Below are 15,577 nucleotides of genomic sequence, written 5' to 3' on the forward strand. Positions count from 1 at the left end.
TGTGGTTCTGCCGACCGGCGCGACGCGCGGGCGGCTGTGACATCGAGCTGCCGGGAGCCCGCCCTTCGGCGCTCACTGCCCGGTGCGGGCCGCCTTCCTGGCCCAGAGGATGAGGGGCACCTGGAGGGGGAGGCGCGCGTAGGCGAGGGTCTTGGCCGCGGTGGGGCGGTTGCGCCAGTCGTACGCCATCTTCACGTTGGCCGGGAAGACGGCTACGAAGAAGAGCGCCGTCGCCCGGGCGGTGGCCTGGCGCGTCGTCGGATGCGCGAGCCCCGCGGCGAGTGCCAGTTCGGCGGCGCCGCTCGCCTGCGTCCAGGCCCGGGGGCTGCCGGGCAGCGCCTTCGGCACGACGGCGTCGAACCGGCGGGGTGCGACGAAATGCGCGGTGCCCGCGGCGGCCAGCAGGCCGGCGAGCAGGAGAGCGGGACGGGCGGACCGAGGCATCTGGGCTCCTCCTGGTGGGGACGGGTTACCGGGGAGTAAGTATGCGCGGGGCCGGGCCGTATGGCCAACGGCCGGTTCTGACGGCCGGCGGACCGGACGGCATGCCCCTGTGTCATGGATCCCACTCGACTGGTCTGACCACTAGACCATCAGTCCTCTGTGCTCGTAGAGTCTCCGCATGCCTCTGCAACCGGTCAACCGACGCTCGGTTCCTGACGAAGTGTTCGACCAGCTCTTCGGGGAACTCGTGAGTGGCAGCCTCGCCCCCGGCGAGAGCCTCCCCAGCGAGCGACGCCTCGCGGAAGTCCTCGGCGTCTCACGTCCCGCGGTACGCGAAGCGCTGCAACGACTCGCACACGCCGGCCTGGTGGAAGTCCGCCAGGGTGACACCACCACCGTTCGGGACATCCGCAGAGCGGGTGGCCTCGATCTGCTCCCTCGCCTCCTGTTCGCCGGGGGCGAGATCGACCTGGGAGTCGCCCGCAGCATCCTGGAGGCACGGCTCCACGTCGGCCCGAAGATCGCGGAACTCGCGGCACGACGCAGGGGACCGGCTCTCGCCGCTCCGCTGCGGGCCGCCGTCCGCAAGCTCGACGACGACACCGATCCCGTGAACAGGCAGCGCCACGCCCTGACTTTCTGGGAGCACGTCACGGACGCGGCCGAGTCCGTGACCTTCCGCCTGATGTTCAACAGCCTCCGAGCTGCCTACGAGCCCGCCCTGGAGGCACTGGCGCACGTCATGGCCGCGGAGGTGGACCGGACCGACGCCTACACCGCGCTGACCGACGCGATCGTCCGAGGCGACGCGAGTGCGGCGCGCGCCCGCGCGGAGGACCTGCTGCGCCCCGCGACCGAGGCCCTGATCGACGTCATCGATCAACTCGAGGAGAGCCATGAACCTGCGTAGAACCCTCATACGGAAGCGGGCGCGCGCCGGCGGGGCCTCGGACGCGGACGCCCGTGCCCGCGTGCGGGCGGACGAGGACGCGCAGTCGTCGCCCCGCCGGACCGAGGTCACGCTCGGAAGCGCCTTCCGGGCCTTCTGGCGCTACCCCTCACCGTGGATGATCAGCGGTGTCCTGGTGACCGTGCTCGCCTGCAGGGTCGCGACGGGAGACTGGCGCGTCGACGACGCGTACGCCCCGGTCATCCTGATCCTGCTGTTTCCGCTCCTCGAGTGGCTGATACATGTCTTCGTGCTGCACTGGCGTCCGAGGAAGGTCGCCGGAGTCGTCCTGGACACCCTTCTGGCGAAGAAGCACCGTGAACACCACGTCGACCCGCGCCAGGTCCCCCTGGTCTTCATCCCCTGGAAGGCCCTCGTCTGGGTCATCGTGGGCTACAACGCGGCGGCCCTCATCGCCTTCCCGCGACTGGGCCAGGCCCTGACGTTCATGGTGACGGTGGCGGTGGCGGGGCTCGTGTACGAGTGGACGCACTACCTCATCCACAGTGACTACCGGCCGCGGAGCAGGGCCTACAAGGCGGTCTGGCGCAACCACCGGCTGCACCACTACAAGAACGAGCACTACTGGTTCACGGTCACGACGACCGCGAGCGCCGATCGCCTCCTGGGGACCTACCCGGACCCGGCCACGGTGGAGACCTCACCGACCGCCAAGAACCTGCACGGCGTGGGGTGACGCACCTGCCGCCGCAATCACGCCTGCCGCATCGGGTTCTTCGAGCGGCGGGCGTTGGTCGCTCGACGTGTCGACGTCAGCCTGTGTCGGTTGCTCGGTCGCCTCACGAGCTTCTGGTCCGGGGGCTCGGCGGGGTCGGGGGTGGGGAGACGGCGGCAGCGGGAGTGTTTGAGGGTGGCGGCGCCGGCGGGTGTTGCCGTGTGGCGAGGATCTGGCCCCAGGCGAGGCGGGCGGCGATGCCGGTCATCATCGCGAGGAGGGGTACGACGGCCCGCGCGGTCCAGCGGACGCGGTTGCCGCGTCGGTGGGTGGCTCTGCCTGCGGCGATGAAATCGGCTTCGAGGGTGGTCAGTCGGCGGCGGTCGGCGGGGGTGGTGAAGTGCACGTCGAGCTGGGTGAGGCGGACCGGCGAGATGCGTACGCCGGGGTCACGGCCGACGGATTCCCAGGCTTCGGCGGCGTCGGTGAGCCAGCGGTGGAGGCGCAGCTTCTCGCGGTCCTCTTCGATCCAGGCGTGCAGCCGGGGCCAGGCGGTGATGAGGGCCTCGTGGGCCAGGTCGACGGTGTCCCCGTCCAGAGTGATCAGCCGGGCCCGCGCGAGGATGTCGAGGACCGTTGTGGTCTCCCGTACGTCTCCGGCGGATTCGATCTCCCTGCGGCTGGTGGGCCGACGGGTGTCGGGGACTTCGACTCCGGGAGTGATCAGCCGCAGCATCACCTGACGGGTCGTCTCGGCTTGGGCCGGGTCCATGCGTGCGTACGCGGCTTCCGCGCTCTGGGCGATCACGCCTCGCATGGCTCCGGCCCGCTGGTATCCCTCCAGGGTGAGGGTGCGGCCACGTCGTCGGCGCCAGGTTTCCAGCAGCGCGTGGGAGAGGAACGGCAGGCCGGCGCTCCGGCCGTGGACCTCGTCGATCAGGGTGGCGGTCAGCGCTCGTTCCACGACCAGGGAGCGGGCCGTCGCAGGGCCGATGATGGCCTTGCGCAGTTCGTCCCGGGTCAGAGGGCCGACCGGGAGGCTTGCCCTGCGGATCGTCCGGGCGAACTCGGTGTGGGCCAGGCAGTGTGGGGAGAAGTCCGCCCGGATGCCGAGGACGACGTGCAGGCGACTGTCCGGCTCGCGGGCGGCGAGCAGGCCCGCGAGGAAGCTGTCTCTTTCCTCGGGGTCGTGGCAGAGGGTGAACAGTTCCTCGAACTGGTCGACGATCAGCCAGGTGTCGCCCGGAGCGTCGGCAGGCCGGAGGGCTTCACGGTGTCGGCTCAGGGGCCGCGCTCCGGGGGTGAGGAGGCGAACCGCGGCTGTGGGGACGGCGCGGTCACGGAGCCGGGGGACGAGGCCCGCCCTCAGCAGGGAGGACTTGCCGCTGCCCGAGGAGCCGAAGATGGCGACGACGCGGTGTCGGTCAGTGAGTGCCAACAGGTCGTGCACCAGTCGGTCGCGGCCGAAGTAGAGGTCGCTGTCGCCGGGCTCGAACCGGGCCAGCCCGAGGTAGGGGGCTGGAGTGTCCGAGGACTCTGCGGCCCGGGAGGCCAGGTCGTCGGATGCCCGGGCCCAGCGATGCTCCCACTCCTCGGGGTCGCCCCCGCAGGCGGCGACGTACGCGCGCAGCACCGGCAGCGTCGGGAGTTGCTCACCCGCGGCGGCCCGGGAGAACGTGGCCGCGGAGTAGGCCGTTGTGTGGCGGGCCATGGTCCCGTACGTGGGGCTGCCTGCCTCTTTGCGAAGCTGCCGCAAGGCTAGAGCGAACTCTGCCGCCGGTCCGGCGGCCGGGTCCACGGGCTTCTCCTGGCGTCCCACGATCGTGCCCCCCTTCCGGCTGGGCGCCGGCCGACCGGTCTCCTGCCGGTCATGTATCCAAGCCGTACCAAGGCGGGGGCAGCAAGGCGCTTTTGCGTCGCACGGTGGTGATGCGCGGATTGATTCACCGCCGGGAGTGGGCTGCGCAACAAACGCCCTGGGGCGAAAGCTCGAGGTGAGAAGGCATCGGCCTTGCTCGGACCCGACGGATTCCGCCCGTACTCCCGGGAGCGTGGGCGGGCTCGGTCGGGACCACGACAGGCAGGAGGGCGATGTGCCGCCGAGTGACGACGAGGTGCGTGAGAGCGAGGGGAAGGAGGCCGGGCGGCGCGCGAAGGAGCAGCGCTCCGGCCCCGCTCGGTGGTCCATCGGTTCCTGACAGACCCCTGGTGCCGCATGCGAGCGCGTGCACTCGCGGCACTGGACACACAACGGAGGAGTTAGCGTGAAACGATCCGACATCGCCCGCATCGTGGGCTCCGCGGCGGCCGCCCTCGGCCTGGTCGTCGGCTTCACCGGTGAGGCGTCCGCCGTCTCCAGCTTCCGGTACACGCACACGGACACCGTGAGGTGCATCGCCGGCTACGCGGAGACCAGCGCGGGCTCCAACGGCGGCGGATACTCGCGGAGCATCACGTACGGCTACAACCGTACGTCCAGCGGGGGTTGCCAGCTCGCGAACCAGTACACGGGCTGGCTCTCCAGCGAGCGGCACATCCTCGCCTTCGACATGGCGCGGGGTGTGTGGTGGAAGTGCGCCGGGTTCGGACCGCTCCGAAACCCCGTTCCCGCCGTGGGCGTGGAGCTCTCCGGCAACTTCAACCGCGTGTGCGGTGGTGACGTCTGGTACGCCACGAACACGGCCGCGTACGGCTGGGACGGGGTGGCCTGGAGGGGCAGTTGGGTCGTATCCGGCAACCACTGGGTACCCCGTGCCGGGCTTGCCACGGGCGGCGCCCCGGTGCCCCCGAAGATCAGCGCGGCCGAAGCCGTCCGACGTGGCGAGGTCCGCCTGGGCAGCCCTACCGGGCCCAAGGCCAGTGCTGCGGAGCTCCAGGCTGCGCCCCGGGTGGCCGGGTCGGCTCCCGTATCGCCCCTGGCTTCCTCGGGCGGTGCCTACGGGGCGAGGGCGATCACTCGGTAGGTGCGGCTGCTGCGGCAGCCGGCCGTAGGTCAGCGGTGCCGTCCGCCCCCCGAGGTGAAGTGACGGCAAAGGCTGTACGGAGGATCACGTCGCAGACCCGGCGGACGGTCGAGAGCGGCGGCTCCCCCGCAGCCGGCCGCGCCGGGCTCGTCAGGCGAGCAGACGATCACACGCGGCTGCTCCTCAACCAGATGGGCTGCCTCACACGCATCCGGAAAACTTGAAAGGGCGAAAGAAACACAGAGCCCCCACCTTCTGCACGTCGGCGGAGGTGGGGGCTCCTCTGGCGGAACTCCTCCATGGACGGCTGCCTGCCCAAGCCCATCTGCCCGTCGCCCGGGTTCCTCCTCCCCAGCCACGTCACCGACAGCGCTGGGGTTCGACGTCTCACGGCCCGCTGTGCACGGACTCGTTAGGCTGGGGGAGCTACCCCAAGAACGAAGGACGCCCATGCCTCGCCCCTACGACCCCTCACCGAAGGAATTCGTCTTCGCTGTCGGTGACGGCAACGACCGACGGATATCCGTGGGCGACCCTCAGGAAGCCTACGTGGCGTTCTCCGCATTCTTCCGCGATCGGGATTCCGGCACGTACGTCATCAGTGATGAACCGGCAGGGCAGCGCCTGGTGCTCATGCCCGGGCAGGGGGTGATCTCCCGGAGCGAGGACGGGAACCGGCCTCGGTCGGAGTACCTCCGGGTCGACCGGGCCAATCGCTGTCTTCCGAGCGCGATGCTGTTCTTCGAGAACGGATACGCCGGCCTCGACCGATTCGGTCAGTGGTTCTCCGACCTCGCGGACCTCGACGCGTCACCGGAGACCCGCGGTGCCGCCCGCGCCGCGACCTTCACGACGGAAGCCGGGGCGATCGAAGAAGTCGCCCGGATCTGGGGAGATTCGGGCATCGTGGACCCGAGCGACCAGTACTACGTCTTCTTCGACGGGCACGATGTCGACGACGACCGCGCCGAACGGGCCGAACTGCTCCAGCTGATCGAGTTCCTCGGCGTCGAACGAGTCGACGCCCCGGCCGGGGCCGCCGCCGGCGAAGTCTGGGTGCGCACCGACCCGCGCCTCGTCATGGCATGTGCACGGTGGTCGTGAACAGAAGGCGCGGGGTGGGGCGCGACACCGGCGTGATGCTCGCCGTGGGCGTGAGACCACCACGTCGAGCCGGGGCCGCTCCCGTTACGGGGAGACTGAACCCATGAGAGACGTCGTCTTCACGCGCGGGATCGGCTGGATCCCGACCGTGACCCGCGAGGACGGTGAGCTGAAGCTCACGCTGGGCGCGGGGGCCGACGCCAACCATGACCCTCGCACGTTCACTTTCCCGATCGGGGAAGCCCATCTCGAAGTGATTCGGGAGGACCTGGCCAGACACCTGCTGCTGTGGAGCGCTGTCCTTCCGCTGTGCGACGCGGCCGGGACCCGGGGCCCCCTCGACGAGAACGCCGCCGTCGCGCTCCTCGACCCGGTCCTTCTCGGCTCGCCCGCGGACGTCGACGCGCTCTTCCGACGCATCCGGTGGGACAGGAGCCGGCTCGTCGCCCATGGGGCCGACATCGGTCTGCTCGAGCGCGGCGAGGTCTGCGCGGCCATGCGATCGGCGACGGAGACGCCGAACGAGAAGCGTGCTCAGGAGTATCGCGCGGACCGCCGTCGCGCCGAGCGCGGAACGGTCCTCGGCCCGCTCGACGCCGCGATTCTGCGCTACACGGGCCAGTACGCGCACGGCTCGACGGTTCCCCGGCGGAAGCCCGATGCCGTCGACGCCGCGCTGCTGCCCGAGGTCATGCGGGTGTTCGCCACCGCGGAGCAGGCGTGTGCCGGAATGCGGATCGGCCTCGATCCACGACGAGGACGCCGCGCCACGGACAAGCGCGACTGGGACCGGATGGCGACGACGGTCGACACGGCCGTGCGCCGGGCCCATCCCGAACTCGTCGAAGACGCCGTGCGTACGGTGAGCTTCCTGCTGTGCTCCGAGGCTGCGGACCGCTCCAGGAACACACCTGTGGAAGACGACGAGGAGACGGGGGACGCCCGAACCGACCGCGGTGGGGGTGCGCGGAAGACGGCCCTCTCGTTCACCGACGACAAGGGCGTCGAGAGGAAGTGGCTACGGGGAGGCCCTCGCAGTGCCACCGCGGCGTTCTGGGAGTTCGTCGGCGATCGATCTGCCGCGGACAACGACGTGTTCACCATCGAGGACGAGGAGATGGGCGAGGGGATCCAGCTCCACTTCTACGCGGACTCCATCGCCCGGGTCACGACGGTGCGCAAGGGAAGAGGCGGGTCGGATCCGGAGTACCGGGTCGAGTACGGCCTGGTCGACGGGCTCGGCGGGTACCGGAGCATGGTGAGCGCGTTCGTCCGCGGGGGCTGCGCCGCGCTCGACCAGCACGGTCCCTGGATGTCGAACGTCGCCGAGTTCGAGCGCGCGCGTCGGCGGCGCAACGCCCGTTAGGCCCTGAGCCTTTCGCCCCCGTGCCCACGCGTCGACGTACCCGCAGCCCTCCTCGTGGCTGGAGGAGGCTCCATCCCAGTCGTGCCCAGGCTCCTCGTGGCCGATGCCCATGGCGGACTGTGGGACCCACCCGGACACTCTCGCAGCCTTACCCGAGTGGGGCAGGGCCTGGCAGACTGTGCGGCTCCTGAGGGGAGATCGTCGTGCCGGAAGAGCTGACCGTCGACCGCATACTCGGGGACCAGCCGTTCGCCGAGATCGGTCGGCCCGAGTGGGCGGTGGCCGCCACGCGTCACGGCTGCGTCATCGCGGCCGGTGACCTCGGCCACGTCCCCTGGCACGGCGCGGGTCGCTGGCTCGGCCACCGCATCGGTGTGTACGAAGCCGACAGCCTCCGGCCGCGCCACGTCGTCGCCTCCCGCTACTCCGTGTGTGCCATCGAGCCTCACCCGGAGCTGCCGATCGTCGCCGTGGGCACGGGCCGCTACGACGGTTCGTGGGACTTCGAGGGACAGCTGCTCGTGCTGCACCTGGAGACCGGGCGGGTGACGGACCTGCTGAGCAAGAGCCGCCAAGTGCGGCACCTGCGCTGGCTGGAGGACGGCAGGCTCGCGATGCTGCTCTCCCCCGAGGACAAGGACGGCGGCTTCCGCAAAGGCTTCGAGCTGGCCGTCGCGGCGGACGACTGGCTGTCCGCTCCGGCCGGTCTGGTCGACCCCGACAGTGTTCGCCATCCGATGGTCGAGAGCGGGCTCCTGTACGACCCTCATGTGGAGAACGCCCTCGCCCGGTTGACGCGGGGCCGGTGGCGGCGGCGGGCGGAGGTTCGGGACCTCGCGGTGCTGGCCGACGGCAGGGTGCTGGCGGCCGGCCGGCACACGGACCTCGAATGCTGGGATCCGTCCGGCGCGCTGAGCTGGGCTCTGCCGGCCGAAGGGGAGGGAAGCGTCCAGATCGAGGCGGCCCCTGACGACGAGTCGGCATGGGTGACGTACCGGGGCTTTCGCCGCGACGAGGAGACGGGGCGGCTGGTCGACCGGGCGACCACGGTTCGGCGGATCTCGACGGCGGACGGCGGTGTGGTGGACAGCGTGGAGATGGCGTCGGCCTCCGCGTTGAGCGGCACGGGCGAGGGCTGGCTGACGCTGCGCCCGCTGGGGCGCGACGCAGAGGGCGCGCTGCTGCTCGACCCTACGCACCAGGAGGCGGAACGAGTCGGGCTTGCGGCCCGTCGCTCCAACTCCCCGGCGCTGCGCGTCAGACGAAGCACCCGTCTGCTGTACGTGGACGGTCCCGGCCCGGACGGCGACACGCCGTGGATCCACGCGATCGAGCCGCCAGGCACCCACGGTCCCGCCGCCGTGCGCGCCCTCTTTGCCCTGCACTGGGACCCGGCGTCCGCGCTCCAGCCCTGGTGCGGCCCCGCCGTCGAGTTGGGAGACACCCTCGTCCAGGCAGGCCGGTCGTACGAGCAGGGCGCCACCTACGCAGAAGCCCGCAAGGGCACGTACGTCGTGAACCGCCGCCTTCCGGACGGAGCGGCACGCTGGGTGTTCGAGACCGACCGACCGCTCGCCGGTCTCGACGGCGACGAGCGCGAGGTGTACGTCGTCTACCTCACCGGCGAGGTGGAGACGCTCGACACGGCGACGGGCGAGGTACGGGGCCGGCACACCCTGCGCGCACACGGCCACCCGGTCACGCCGATGTCCGTCGTGTTCCGTGCCGACCAACGGCGGCTGGTCGTGGGGACGGTGGACGGAAGGATCCTGGACTGCACGATCCCGAGGTGACCGGGGCCGGGTGACCGGGGCCAGGCTGACCGGGGGTTGGGCTGTGCGGTGGTGGGCTTCGGATGGGTGAGCACCTTCAGGACGCCGAACACGTAGTACGGCGGGGTGGGGGCGTGGGCCGCGGTCGGCTTCGCCCACGGACGGGGCGGCTCACCTCAGGGTGCTGACTCGTCACGCTGTGGTCTCCCGATCGCCGTATAGCCTGCCGATCTGTTCGAACGGAATGAGGCTGGGACGTGGACACGTTGGTGGAGAGGGCCGTCGCGGTGGCTCTTCGTGAGGGGGGCGGCGAGGCGGTTCGCTTGTATGTCGCCGCTTGTGCCGAGCGTATGGCGCCCCTGTTCGTGGGCCTGCGGGCGGGCGCGCCGGGGCGGGAAGCCGACCTGGATTTCCACGTGCAGTCCGTTCGCGATCTTTGGCAGGTCGATCGGCCGCTCGCCGACGCCGCCGAGCGCGTACGGCTGCTGGAGGGGATTCCGGAGCTTCAACCGAGCGAGGAGGGAATCACTGATGTCGCCGACACGTACGCCTTCTTCGCCGTCCTGTGCCTGCGGTATGCCCTGCTGGCCCACGGCTCGGGAAGCGCCGACAGCGCGGTGTCGTGCGGCCATGCGGCGCTCACTGCGATGGGAATGCTCGACGGGACCCTGGCAGGGGCCGGTTTCCTCGCCGAGGAGCAACGCCTCCAGTCCCTCTCCCTGAGCGGTGACGCCTCAGGTCTGTGGGACGCGAGCGTCACTGCGGGAAGAGAAAGGTTCCGTGCGGTGGTGGGCCGCCTGCCCCGCTAGACGTGTTCTTGATGTTGCGCGTGGGCGGGGGCCTGGTCGTGCGGCAGCTGTGTCCACCTCATCGGGGGAGCTGAACATGCTTGTCTGGGTCGCGGACCTCGCTTCGGCAGCCTTGCTCACAGCGCTGGAAGTGGCAGCGCTCACGGCGTTCTGGCTCACGGAAGGGCTCAAGCGATGGGCTGCCGAGGGAGCGCGTCCCCCTCGTGCGACGGCCCGGTTCTTCCTCGTGTTGACCGTCGGGCCGGTCGGCTTGGCTGTCGTCGGCTACGGCTTCTACCGGGCCGGGCTACCAGTGGCCTGCGGATCACAGGCGATGCTGGCCGCCGCTCTCGCTCTGCTGCTGGCCCTGGGAGGAGGAACCGAGTGCACCAGATGGATCCTCCGTCGCTCCGCCAGGCGCCGCCTGGTCCGTGAGGGTCGTGGCAAGTGAGGGCGAACTGCTCGTCGTTCCGGCAAGCGGCTCCCTGCCCGGCAGCCCAGCGGGACTCCTCGAACCGTTCCCGGGGCAGCGCAGCGCCACCGGGCACCGCGCGTCGCCTCAGAGCGGCGACGGGTCCTCGGTCGGGGTCGGGGTCGGCTCCGCACCGCGGGGGTCCTGCTCGGGGCGTGCCTGGGGCACGGTACGAAGGTGCTCGGCGGCCTCGGCGGCGGTGTACGAGGACGCGAAGGTGAACGCGCGCGCGGACGGGCCGTGTGCCCGGAGGTCCGCCAGCCGCTCCAACGCCTCCCCGATGGTGGGGACATGGCCCGCGGGCACCCACCAGAGCACCATGTGGGCCTCGACGTGCCGCTCGAACCAGTCGCGGCGTCGGCGCATCACCTCCAGGTGCCCGCTGCGGTAGGCGAAGTCCCACAGCGCTTCCTGGGTCTCCCACACCGACATGTTGACGATGACGTTCTCGCCCGCGGGGCGCAGGCCGGTGGCATCGCCCGCCCCCTCCTCCACGAGCCGCCAGACGAAGCCCGGCGCGCCGTCCGCCGCGGCGTTGACCGGATCGAGCATTTCGACGAAGGGCGCCACGCGCGGGTCGTCGATGGGGTGGCGGAGTGTGCCGACGTTGAGTTGGGCGAGGTGGTGTGCGGCATGCGTGGATGCGGTCATGGCCTCATCCCAGCACGCCCTCCATTTCTATGTCAATCGTCATTGTTTTTAGATTGCTCGACCACCACGCAGCACTCCCCCGGCCGCGCGTCCATGCGGGCGCGGACCGGCCCGTCCGCCCCGAGCAGCCCCTCCAGCAGCGCGAGGTTCATGCCGCAGACGAGCGGCGGGAAGCGTTCGGCGACGGCATGGAAGGGGCAGTTGCGCATACGGACGACGCCGGCCGCCTCGGGCTCCCCCTCCACGACCTCGGCGTCCTCGGCGGTCTCCCTGTGCGGTTCGTAACCACGGGCGGCCAGCATCTCCATGGCCTCGTCGAGGTCGCCGCAGGGCGCCGCCGACCCGCGCAGGGCCTCGCCCCGGCGGCGCGCGGCGGCGCAGAGCCCGGCGTCCAGCCCGGCCTGCTCGGCGGCCTCGGCCAGCAACTCGGCGGCGGTGAGGTAGTCGCGGGCGGGCAGCGACACCGACCGCTCCGCCTTCGACCGCGTGTACACCTTGGCGGGCCGGCCGGCCCCCGGCCCCGAGCGGCCCGTCAGACGACGGCTGCCGCTCTCCAGGAGCCCGGCCTCGGTCAGCTTGTCCAGATGGTGCGCGGCGAGCGTGCGTGCCACCCCGACCGCTTCGGCGGCCTCGTTCCTCCCGACCTCACGGCCCTGTGCCGCCACGTACTCGTACAGGCGGCGCCGGACCGGATCCTGCAACGCCGCGATCGCTTCGATGTCCTCCACCCGACCATTCTAGGAACAACGTGGATGGGCGATAGAAAGCCGGGCGCGGGCACCATCTCACCAGCTGCGGTCCAGCACGTACGTGAACAGCGCGTCCAGGTCCCCGGCGGCCGCGGGCGCGAGTGCCGCGTCCTCCAGTCCGCGGCGGGCGGCGTCCAGGTTCCGGCGCGCTTCGGCGCGGGCCGCGGCGCGCCCACCGGCCTCCTCGACGAGCGCGGCGGCACGGGCCGGTCCCGCGCCGCGCAGCTGCTCGGGGGATTCCAGCAGCACCGCGAGCTCGCGGGCCGCCGTGCCCCCCGAGGCCAGCGCGGCGAGGACCGGGTAGGTCTTCTTGCGCTGTCGCAGGTCGCCGTGGACCGGCTTGCCCGTCACCTCCGGGTCGCCCCAGATGCCGAGCAGATCGTCCACCGCCTGAAAGGCGATGCCCAGATGGCGCCCGGCCCGGTCCAGGACCGCCACGGTCCGGGCGGGCGCGCCGCCGAGCACCGCACCGAGACCGATCGCGCCGCCCAACAAGGCCCCCGTCTTGCGTTCCGCCATCGACCGGTACTCGGCCAACTCCACGGCACCCGCACCGGTCCACGGTCGCTGCTCGAACCGCAGATCGTCCGCCTGCCCGCTCACCAGAGCGTCGAGCGTGCCGCACAGGTGCCGGACGGCGGTCGCCGCATGGGGGCTCGGCGCCTCGGCCAGCGTCCGTACGGCCTGGGCGTGGAGCGCGTCGCCGGCCAGGACCGCCGGACCGGTCCCGTACGCCTTCCAGACCGCCGGACGCTGCCGTCGCAGGGCGTCGCCGTCCATGATGTCGTCGTGCAGCAGGGAGAAGGTGTGCACCAGTTCCGTGGCCACCGCCCCCGGGACGGCGGCGCTCCCGTCCGCTCCGGCGGCCTCGGCCCCCAGCACGGCGAGCGCCTGGCGCACCCCCTTGCCTTCGGAACCGTCCGGATCCGGCGTTCCGGCCACATCGCTCCAGCCCAGTGCGTACGCCGCCATCTCCCCCGTCCAGGGGTGCAGCCGACCCACCGCGTCCACCAGTGCGGGCCGGACCAGCTCACGACTGCGGGCCACCACACCGGGGACGGCGCCGCGGCGGGCGTCGGGAACGGCCGTCAGGGGGCACGCCGCCTCGGACCGTGCGGCGGCGGGCGAGGACACCGTCGACGCCACCGGCGCGGGTGACGTCGACGCCGACGTCAGGGCGGCGCTCACCGCAGCCCCTCCGCGTCGGCCGCGCGCAACGCCTCCAGGCCGGCCGCCGGCAGCATCGGCTCCGCACTCCCCGGCGCGTCGCCGGACCGGTCCGGCAGGGGCCCCACGCCCAGCTCCGCCGCCGCCTTCTCCACCATCTCCCGGGCGTGGCGCAGCCCGATGCGGTCCAGAACCGTGCGCAGCTCCGCCAGTTCGGCGGCGGTCCGCGCGGCGTCCCGGCCCAGCCTGGCCCGCGCCTTGACCAGCCCGAGCCTCGAGAGCGCCGTACCCCGCGGCTCCTCCATCTCGCGGAACTCCGCGAGGGACCGCGTGTACAGCTCACGGGCCTCCTCGTAACGGCCGGCCCGGTACAGCACGTTGCCGCGCATCTTGTGGTTGTAGGCGAGCGCGCTGGACAGCCGTATCTCCACACAGGCCACCTCGGCCTGCGACAGCAGCGACAGGGCGCGCTCCACGTCCCCGTCGCGCGCCGACACGACATCGGCGACACCGCGCAGCGCCCATGCCCACCCGCGGCGGTCCTCGGCTCCGAGCGCCGTCTCGGCGGCCTCCTCGAACAGCGCCAGTGCCTCGTCGTACGCGCCGGTGTTGCGGTGCATCTGCGCGATGCCCTCCAGCGCCCACACCGTGTGCCGGGCCTCACCGCGCCGACGGGCCTCGGCCAGCAACTGCTCGTGCAGCCTGCGCACGGCCGCGTAGTCGCCCTGGATGCGCCCCGTCTCGGCGAGCCCCGCCAGGGAGTAGCCCCGCACGACGACGTCACCGCCCCGCTCGCCCATCTCGGCCGCCAGCCGCAGCAGTCGGTACGCCAGCGGGAACGCCCCGCGCTGGCGGGCCAGAGTCCCGCCGCTCCACAGCGCCCAGGCCATGGCCCCCTCGTGCCCGGCCGAACGCGCCGCGCGGTAGCTCGCCTTCCACGCCCGGTCGGCCTCTTCGATCCGCCCCAGCCTGCGGCAGGACTCCGCCACGGCGAGTCCGCAGCGCGCCGCCTCCTGCAGGTCTCCGGCCAGCTCCGCCGCCCGCAGTTCCTCGACGCCGCGGGCGAGCACCTCGGCCAACGGGGCGTTGACCGACAACGACCCGAGAGCACCCTGATACTCCGGCGCGGACGCCTTCGCCCGCCCCTCGTCACATACCTGACTCACCATCGGACCCTTCCTCCAGCCGAACTTGGTGATCAAGACGGCCGTGGAAGGGCGAGGTTCCCTGGAGGCGGGAAAGTCCGTCTCCGTACGGGCACGGGGTCATCCCGAAGTGCTACGCGGCTGCCCGAGGACTCCTCTCCAGGGCGTACGTCGGCTCCGCCGGCGTGCGACTCGGACGCGCCCGGTTCGACGTGCGGCCGGCCCGGATGCCGGGCCGGCACGTCCCGGGAACGCACGACGCCGCCCGGGCGTGGCCCGGGCGGCGCGGTGGTCGGGAACCGATCAGATCAGCACGTTCTTGTAGAAGATGCTGGAGCGCCTGTCGCCCTCCACGCCCGTGGCGAAGCCGATGAAGAGGCGGGCCTCGCCGGCGTCGGTGCGGTAGATCGCCAGGCCCTCGGGCTCGCGGTGGTGGAGGGTGGAGCCCGCCTTGGTGAGGACGGGGCCCTGCTTGATGGCGCCCGTGTTGATGTCGATGCTGGTGACGTAGGAGTTGCCGTCGCCGGTGGGGGTGCCGTCGCCGGGGTAGGCGTCGCCCGTCAGGAAGTACATGTAGGAGCCGTAGAGGGTGTAGCCCTGCGGCGTGCCGGAGATCGTCGGCTGCTTGAAGTCGACCAGGGGCGTGCCGAAGCTCCGCGTCTCGAAGGCGGAGAGCGGGTACACGGCGATGCGCTTGCCGGCGCTGGTGTGGTAGCGCACGATCATGCGCCGGTAGACCGGGTCGACGGAGCAGGTGTATTCGGTGGCTCCGGAGATCGGCCGGTAGGCGGCCGAGGCGGCGGGCGAGCTCAGGGTGGTGTCGGCCGTGAAGCGGATGGGGGCGAGCGCGGTGCCGTATCCGCCGGTGTTCGCGGCGCACTCGATCCACAGCTCGGTGCCGGAACCGTCCGGGATCGCGGCGAAGGCGACACCGTGGCCGAAGCCGTTGAGGTGCATGTACGAGATGTAGTTCCCGTCGAAGTCCATCTTGTTGATGCACAGGTCACCGGCGGACTCGGGGCTTCCGCTGCGCTTGGTCGCCACGAACAGGAACTTGTTCTCCCAGTCGAAGGCGAAGCTCTGCTGGACCCGCGCGCTGTGCGTGTTCGCGGAACGGAACAAATCGTGCGAGGGCTGGGTGAGATCGAATCGCTTGGTCACCGCCACGTCGGCCGCGGCGGACTGCGCGCCGACACCGAGTCCGAGCATGGCGAGCGAGGCGCCGGCACCGGTGCGTATGAGGCTGCGGCGGGAGAGGGGGGAACCCGGCGTGCGGTTCAAGGGGGACTCCATTTGCATGTGTGTGCGGCTGGGACAGGTGATCCTATCCA

The 15,577-nt window shown here is 71.6% G+C and carries 14 protein-coding genes; 7 read left to right on the top strand and 7 right to left on the bottom strand.

Annotation, left to right across the window (positions count from 1 at the left end):
• Positions 1 to 72: 72 nt before the first annotated feature.
• The gene (locus AB0D99_RS16610; protein ID WP_362361619.1) at positions 73 to 444 is read right to left on the bottom strand and encodes a hypothetical protein; all 372 of its coding nucleotides are present in this window, start codon (positions 442 to 444) and stop codon (positions 73 to 75) included.
• Positions 445 to 622: 178 nt separating this feature from the next.
• Between AB0D99_RS16610 and AB0D99_RS16615 the strand changes: the two genes are divergently transcribed.
• The gene (locus AB0D99_RS16615; RefSeq protein ID WP_362361622.1) at positions 623 to 1,354 is read left to right on the top strand and encodes a GntR family transcriptional regulator; all 732 of its coding nucleotides are present in this window, start codon (positions 623 to 625) and stop codon (positions 1,352 to 1,354) included.
• On the top strand, positions 1,341 to 2,090 hold the full coding sequence (locus AB0D99_RS16620) for a sterol desaturase family protein (protein ID WP_362361625.1): 750 nt from the start codon (positions 1,341 to 1,343) through the stop codon (positions 2,088 to 2,090). Before AB0D99_RS16615 ends, AB0D99_RS16620 begins: the two co-directional genes overlap by 14 nt.
• A gap of 103 nt (positions 2,091 to 2,193) precedes the next feature.
• On the opposite strand, the gene AB0D99_RS16625 is transcribed toward AB0D99_RS16620, so the two are convergent.
• Positions 2,194 to 3,945: a helix-turn-helix domain-containing protein gene (locus tag AB0D99_RS16625; protein ID WP_362361852.1), complete on the bottom strand. Its 1,752-nt coding sequence runs from the start codon at positions 3,943 to 3,945 to the stop codon at positions 2,194 to 2,196.
• A gap of 388 nt (positions 3,946 to 4,333) precedes the next feature.
• On the opposite strand from AB0D99_RS16625, the gene AB0D99_RS16630 reads away from it, so the two are divergent.
• The 5 genes from AB0D99_RS16630 to AB0D99_RS16650 all read left to right on the top strand — a co-directional run bounded on the left by AB0D99_RS16630 (position 4,334) and on the right by AB0D99_RS16650 (position 10,083).
• Positions 4,334 to 5,032 carry a hypothetical protein gene (locus AB0D99_RS16630; RefSeq protein WP_362361628.1) on the top strand — a complete coding sequence of 233 codons (699 nt, stop codon included), beginning with the start codon at positions 4,334 to 4,336 and terminating at the stop codon, positions 5,030 to 5,032.
• Between the two features lie 549 nt (positions 5,033 to 5,581).
• Positions 5,582 to 6,136 (top strand): hypothetical protein, encoded by a 555-nt coding sequence (locus tag AB0D99_RS16635; RefSeq protein ID WP_362361631.1) that lies wholly within the window; start codon positions 5,582 to 5,584, stop codon positions 6,134 to 6,136.
• Between the two features lie 103 nt (positions 6,137 to 6,239).
• A complete protein-coding gene (locus tag AB0D99_RS16640; protein ID WP_362361634.1) occupies positions 6,240 to 7,502 on the top strand; it encodes a DUF6357 family protein in 1,263 nt (420 codons plus the stop codon).
• A gap of 203 nt (positions 7,503 to 7,705) precedes the next feature.
• Complete coding sequence (locus AB0D99_RS16645) at positions 7,706 to 9,295, top strand: hypothetical protein (protein ID WP_362361637.1); 1,590 nt, start codon at positions 7,706 to 7,708, stop codon at positions 9,293 to 9,295.
• A 236-nt stretch (positions 9,296 to 9,531) separates the two neighbouring features.
• A complete protein-coding gene (locus AB0D99_RS16650) occupies positions 9,532 to 10,083 on the top strand; it encodes a hypothetical protein (protein WP_362361640.1) in 552 nt (183 codons plus the stop codon).
• A gap of 538 nt (positions 10,084 to 10,621) precedes the next feature.
• Here AB0D99_RS16650 and AB0D99_RS16655 read toward each other — a convergent pair.
• The 5 genes from AB0D99_RS16655 to AB0D99_RS16675 form a co-directional block, all read right to left on the bottom strand.
• Positions 10,622 to 11,185: a DUF3291 domain-containing protein gene (locus tag AB0D99_RS16655; protein WP_362361643.1), complete on the bottom strand. Its 564-nt coding sequence runs from the start codon at positions 11,183 to 11,185 to the stop codon at positions 10,622 to 10,624.
• Positions 11,186 to 11,217: 32 nt separating this feature from the next.
• Positions 11,218 to 11,913, bottom strand: a complete 696-nt coding sequence (locus AB0D99_RS16660; RefSeq protein ID WP_362361646.1) for a helix-turn-helix domain-containing protein — start codon at positions 11,911 to 11,913, stop codon at positions 11,218 to 11,220.
• Positions 11,914 to 11,970: 57 nt separating this feature from the next.
• A complete protein-coding gene (locus AB0D99_RS16665) occupies positions 11,971 to 13,026 on the bottom strand; it encodes a polyprenyl synthetase family protein (RefSeq protein ID WP_362361855.1) in 1,056 nt (351 codons plus the stop codon).
• Between the two features lie 92 nt (positions 13,027 to 13,118).
• On the bottom strand, positions 13,119 to 14,270 hold the full coding sequence (locus AB0D99_RS16670; protein ID WP_362361649.1) for a tetratricopeptide repeat protein: 1,152 nt from the start codon (positions 14,268 to 14,270) through the stop codon (positions 13,119 to 13,121).
• 279 nt (positions 14,271 to 14,549) lie between these two features.
• Positions 14,550 to 15,527 carry a teichoic acid biosynthesis protein C gene (locus AB0D99_RS16675; RefSeq protein WP_362361652.1) on the bottom strand — a complete coding sequence of 326 codons (978 nt, stop codon included), beginning with the start codon at positions 15,525 to 15,527 and terminating at the stop codon, positions 14,550 to 14,552.
• Between the last annotated feature and the right edge of the window lie 50 nt (positions 15,528 to 15,577).

This window comes from Streptomyces sp. NPDC047971, from assembly GCF_040653355.1.
Taxonomy (GTDB): domain Bacteria; phylum Actinomycetota; class Actinomycetes; order Streptomycetales; family Streptomycetaceae; genus Streptomyces.

Excerpts from the sequence above, each read along its gene's own strand:
- AB0D99_RS16655 (WP_362361643.1), bottom strand. The coding sequence starts at position 11,185 with ATGACCGCATCCACGCATGCCGCACACCACCTCGCCCAACTCAACGTC.
- AB0D99_RS16670 (WP_362361649.1), bottom strand. The coding sequence starts at position 14,270 with ATGGTGAGTCAGGTATGTGACGAGGGGCGGGCGAAGGCGTCCGCGCCG.
- AB0D99_RS16610 (WP_362361619.1), bottom strand. The coding sequence starts at position 444 with ATGCCTCGGTCCGCCCGTCCCGCTCTCCTGCTCGCCGGCCTGCTGGCC.
- AB0D99_RS16640 (WP_362361634.1), top strand. The coding sequence starts at position 6,240 with ATGAGAGACGTCGTCTTCACGCGCGGGATCGGCTGGATCCCGACCGTG.
- AB0D99_RS16615 (WP_362361622.1), top strand. The coding sequence starts at position 623 with ATGCCTCTGCAACCGGTCAACCGACGCTCGGTTCCTGACGAAGTGTTC.
- AB0D99_RS16620 (WP_362361625.1), top strand. The coding sequence starts at position 1,341 with ATGAACCTGCGTAGAACCCTCATACGGAAGCGGGCGCGCGCCGGCGGG.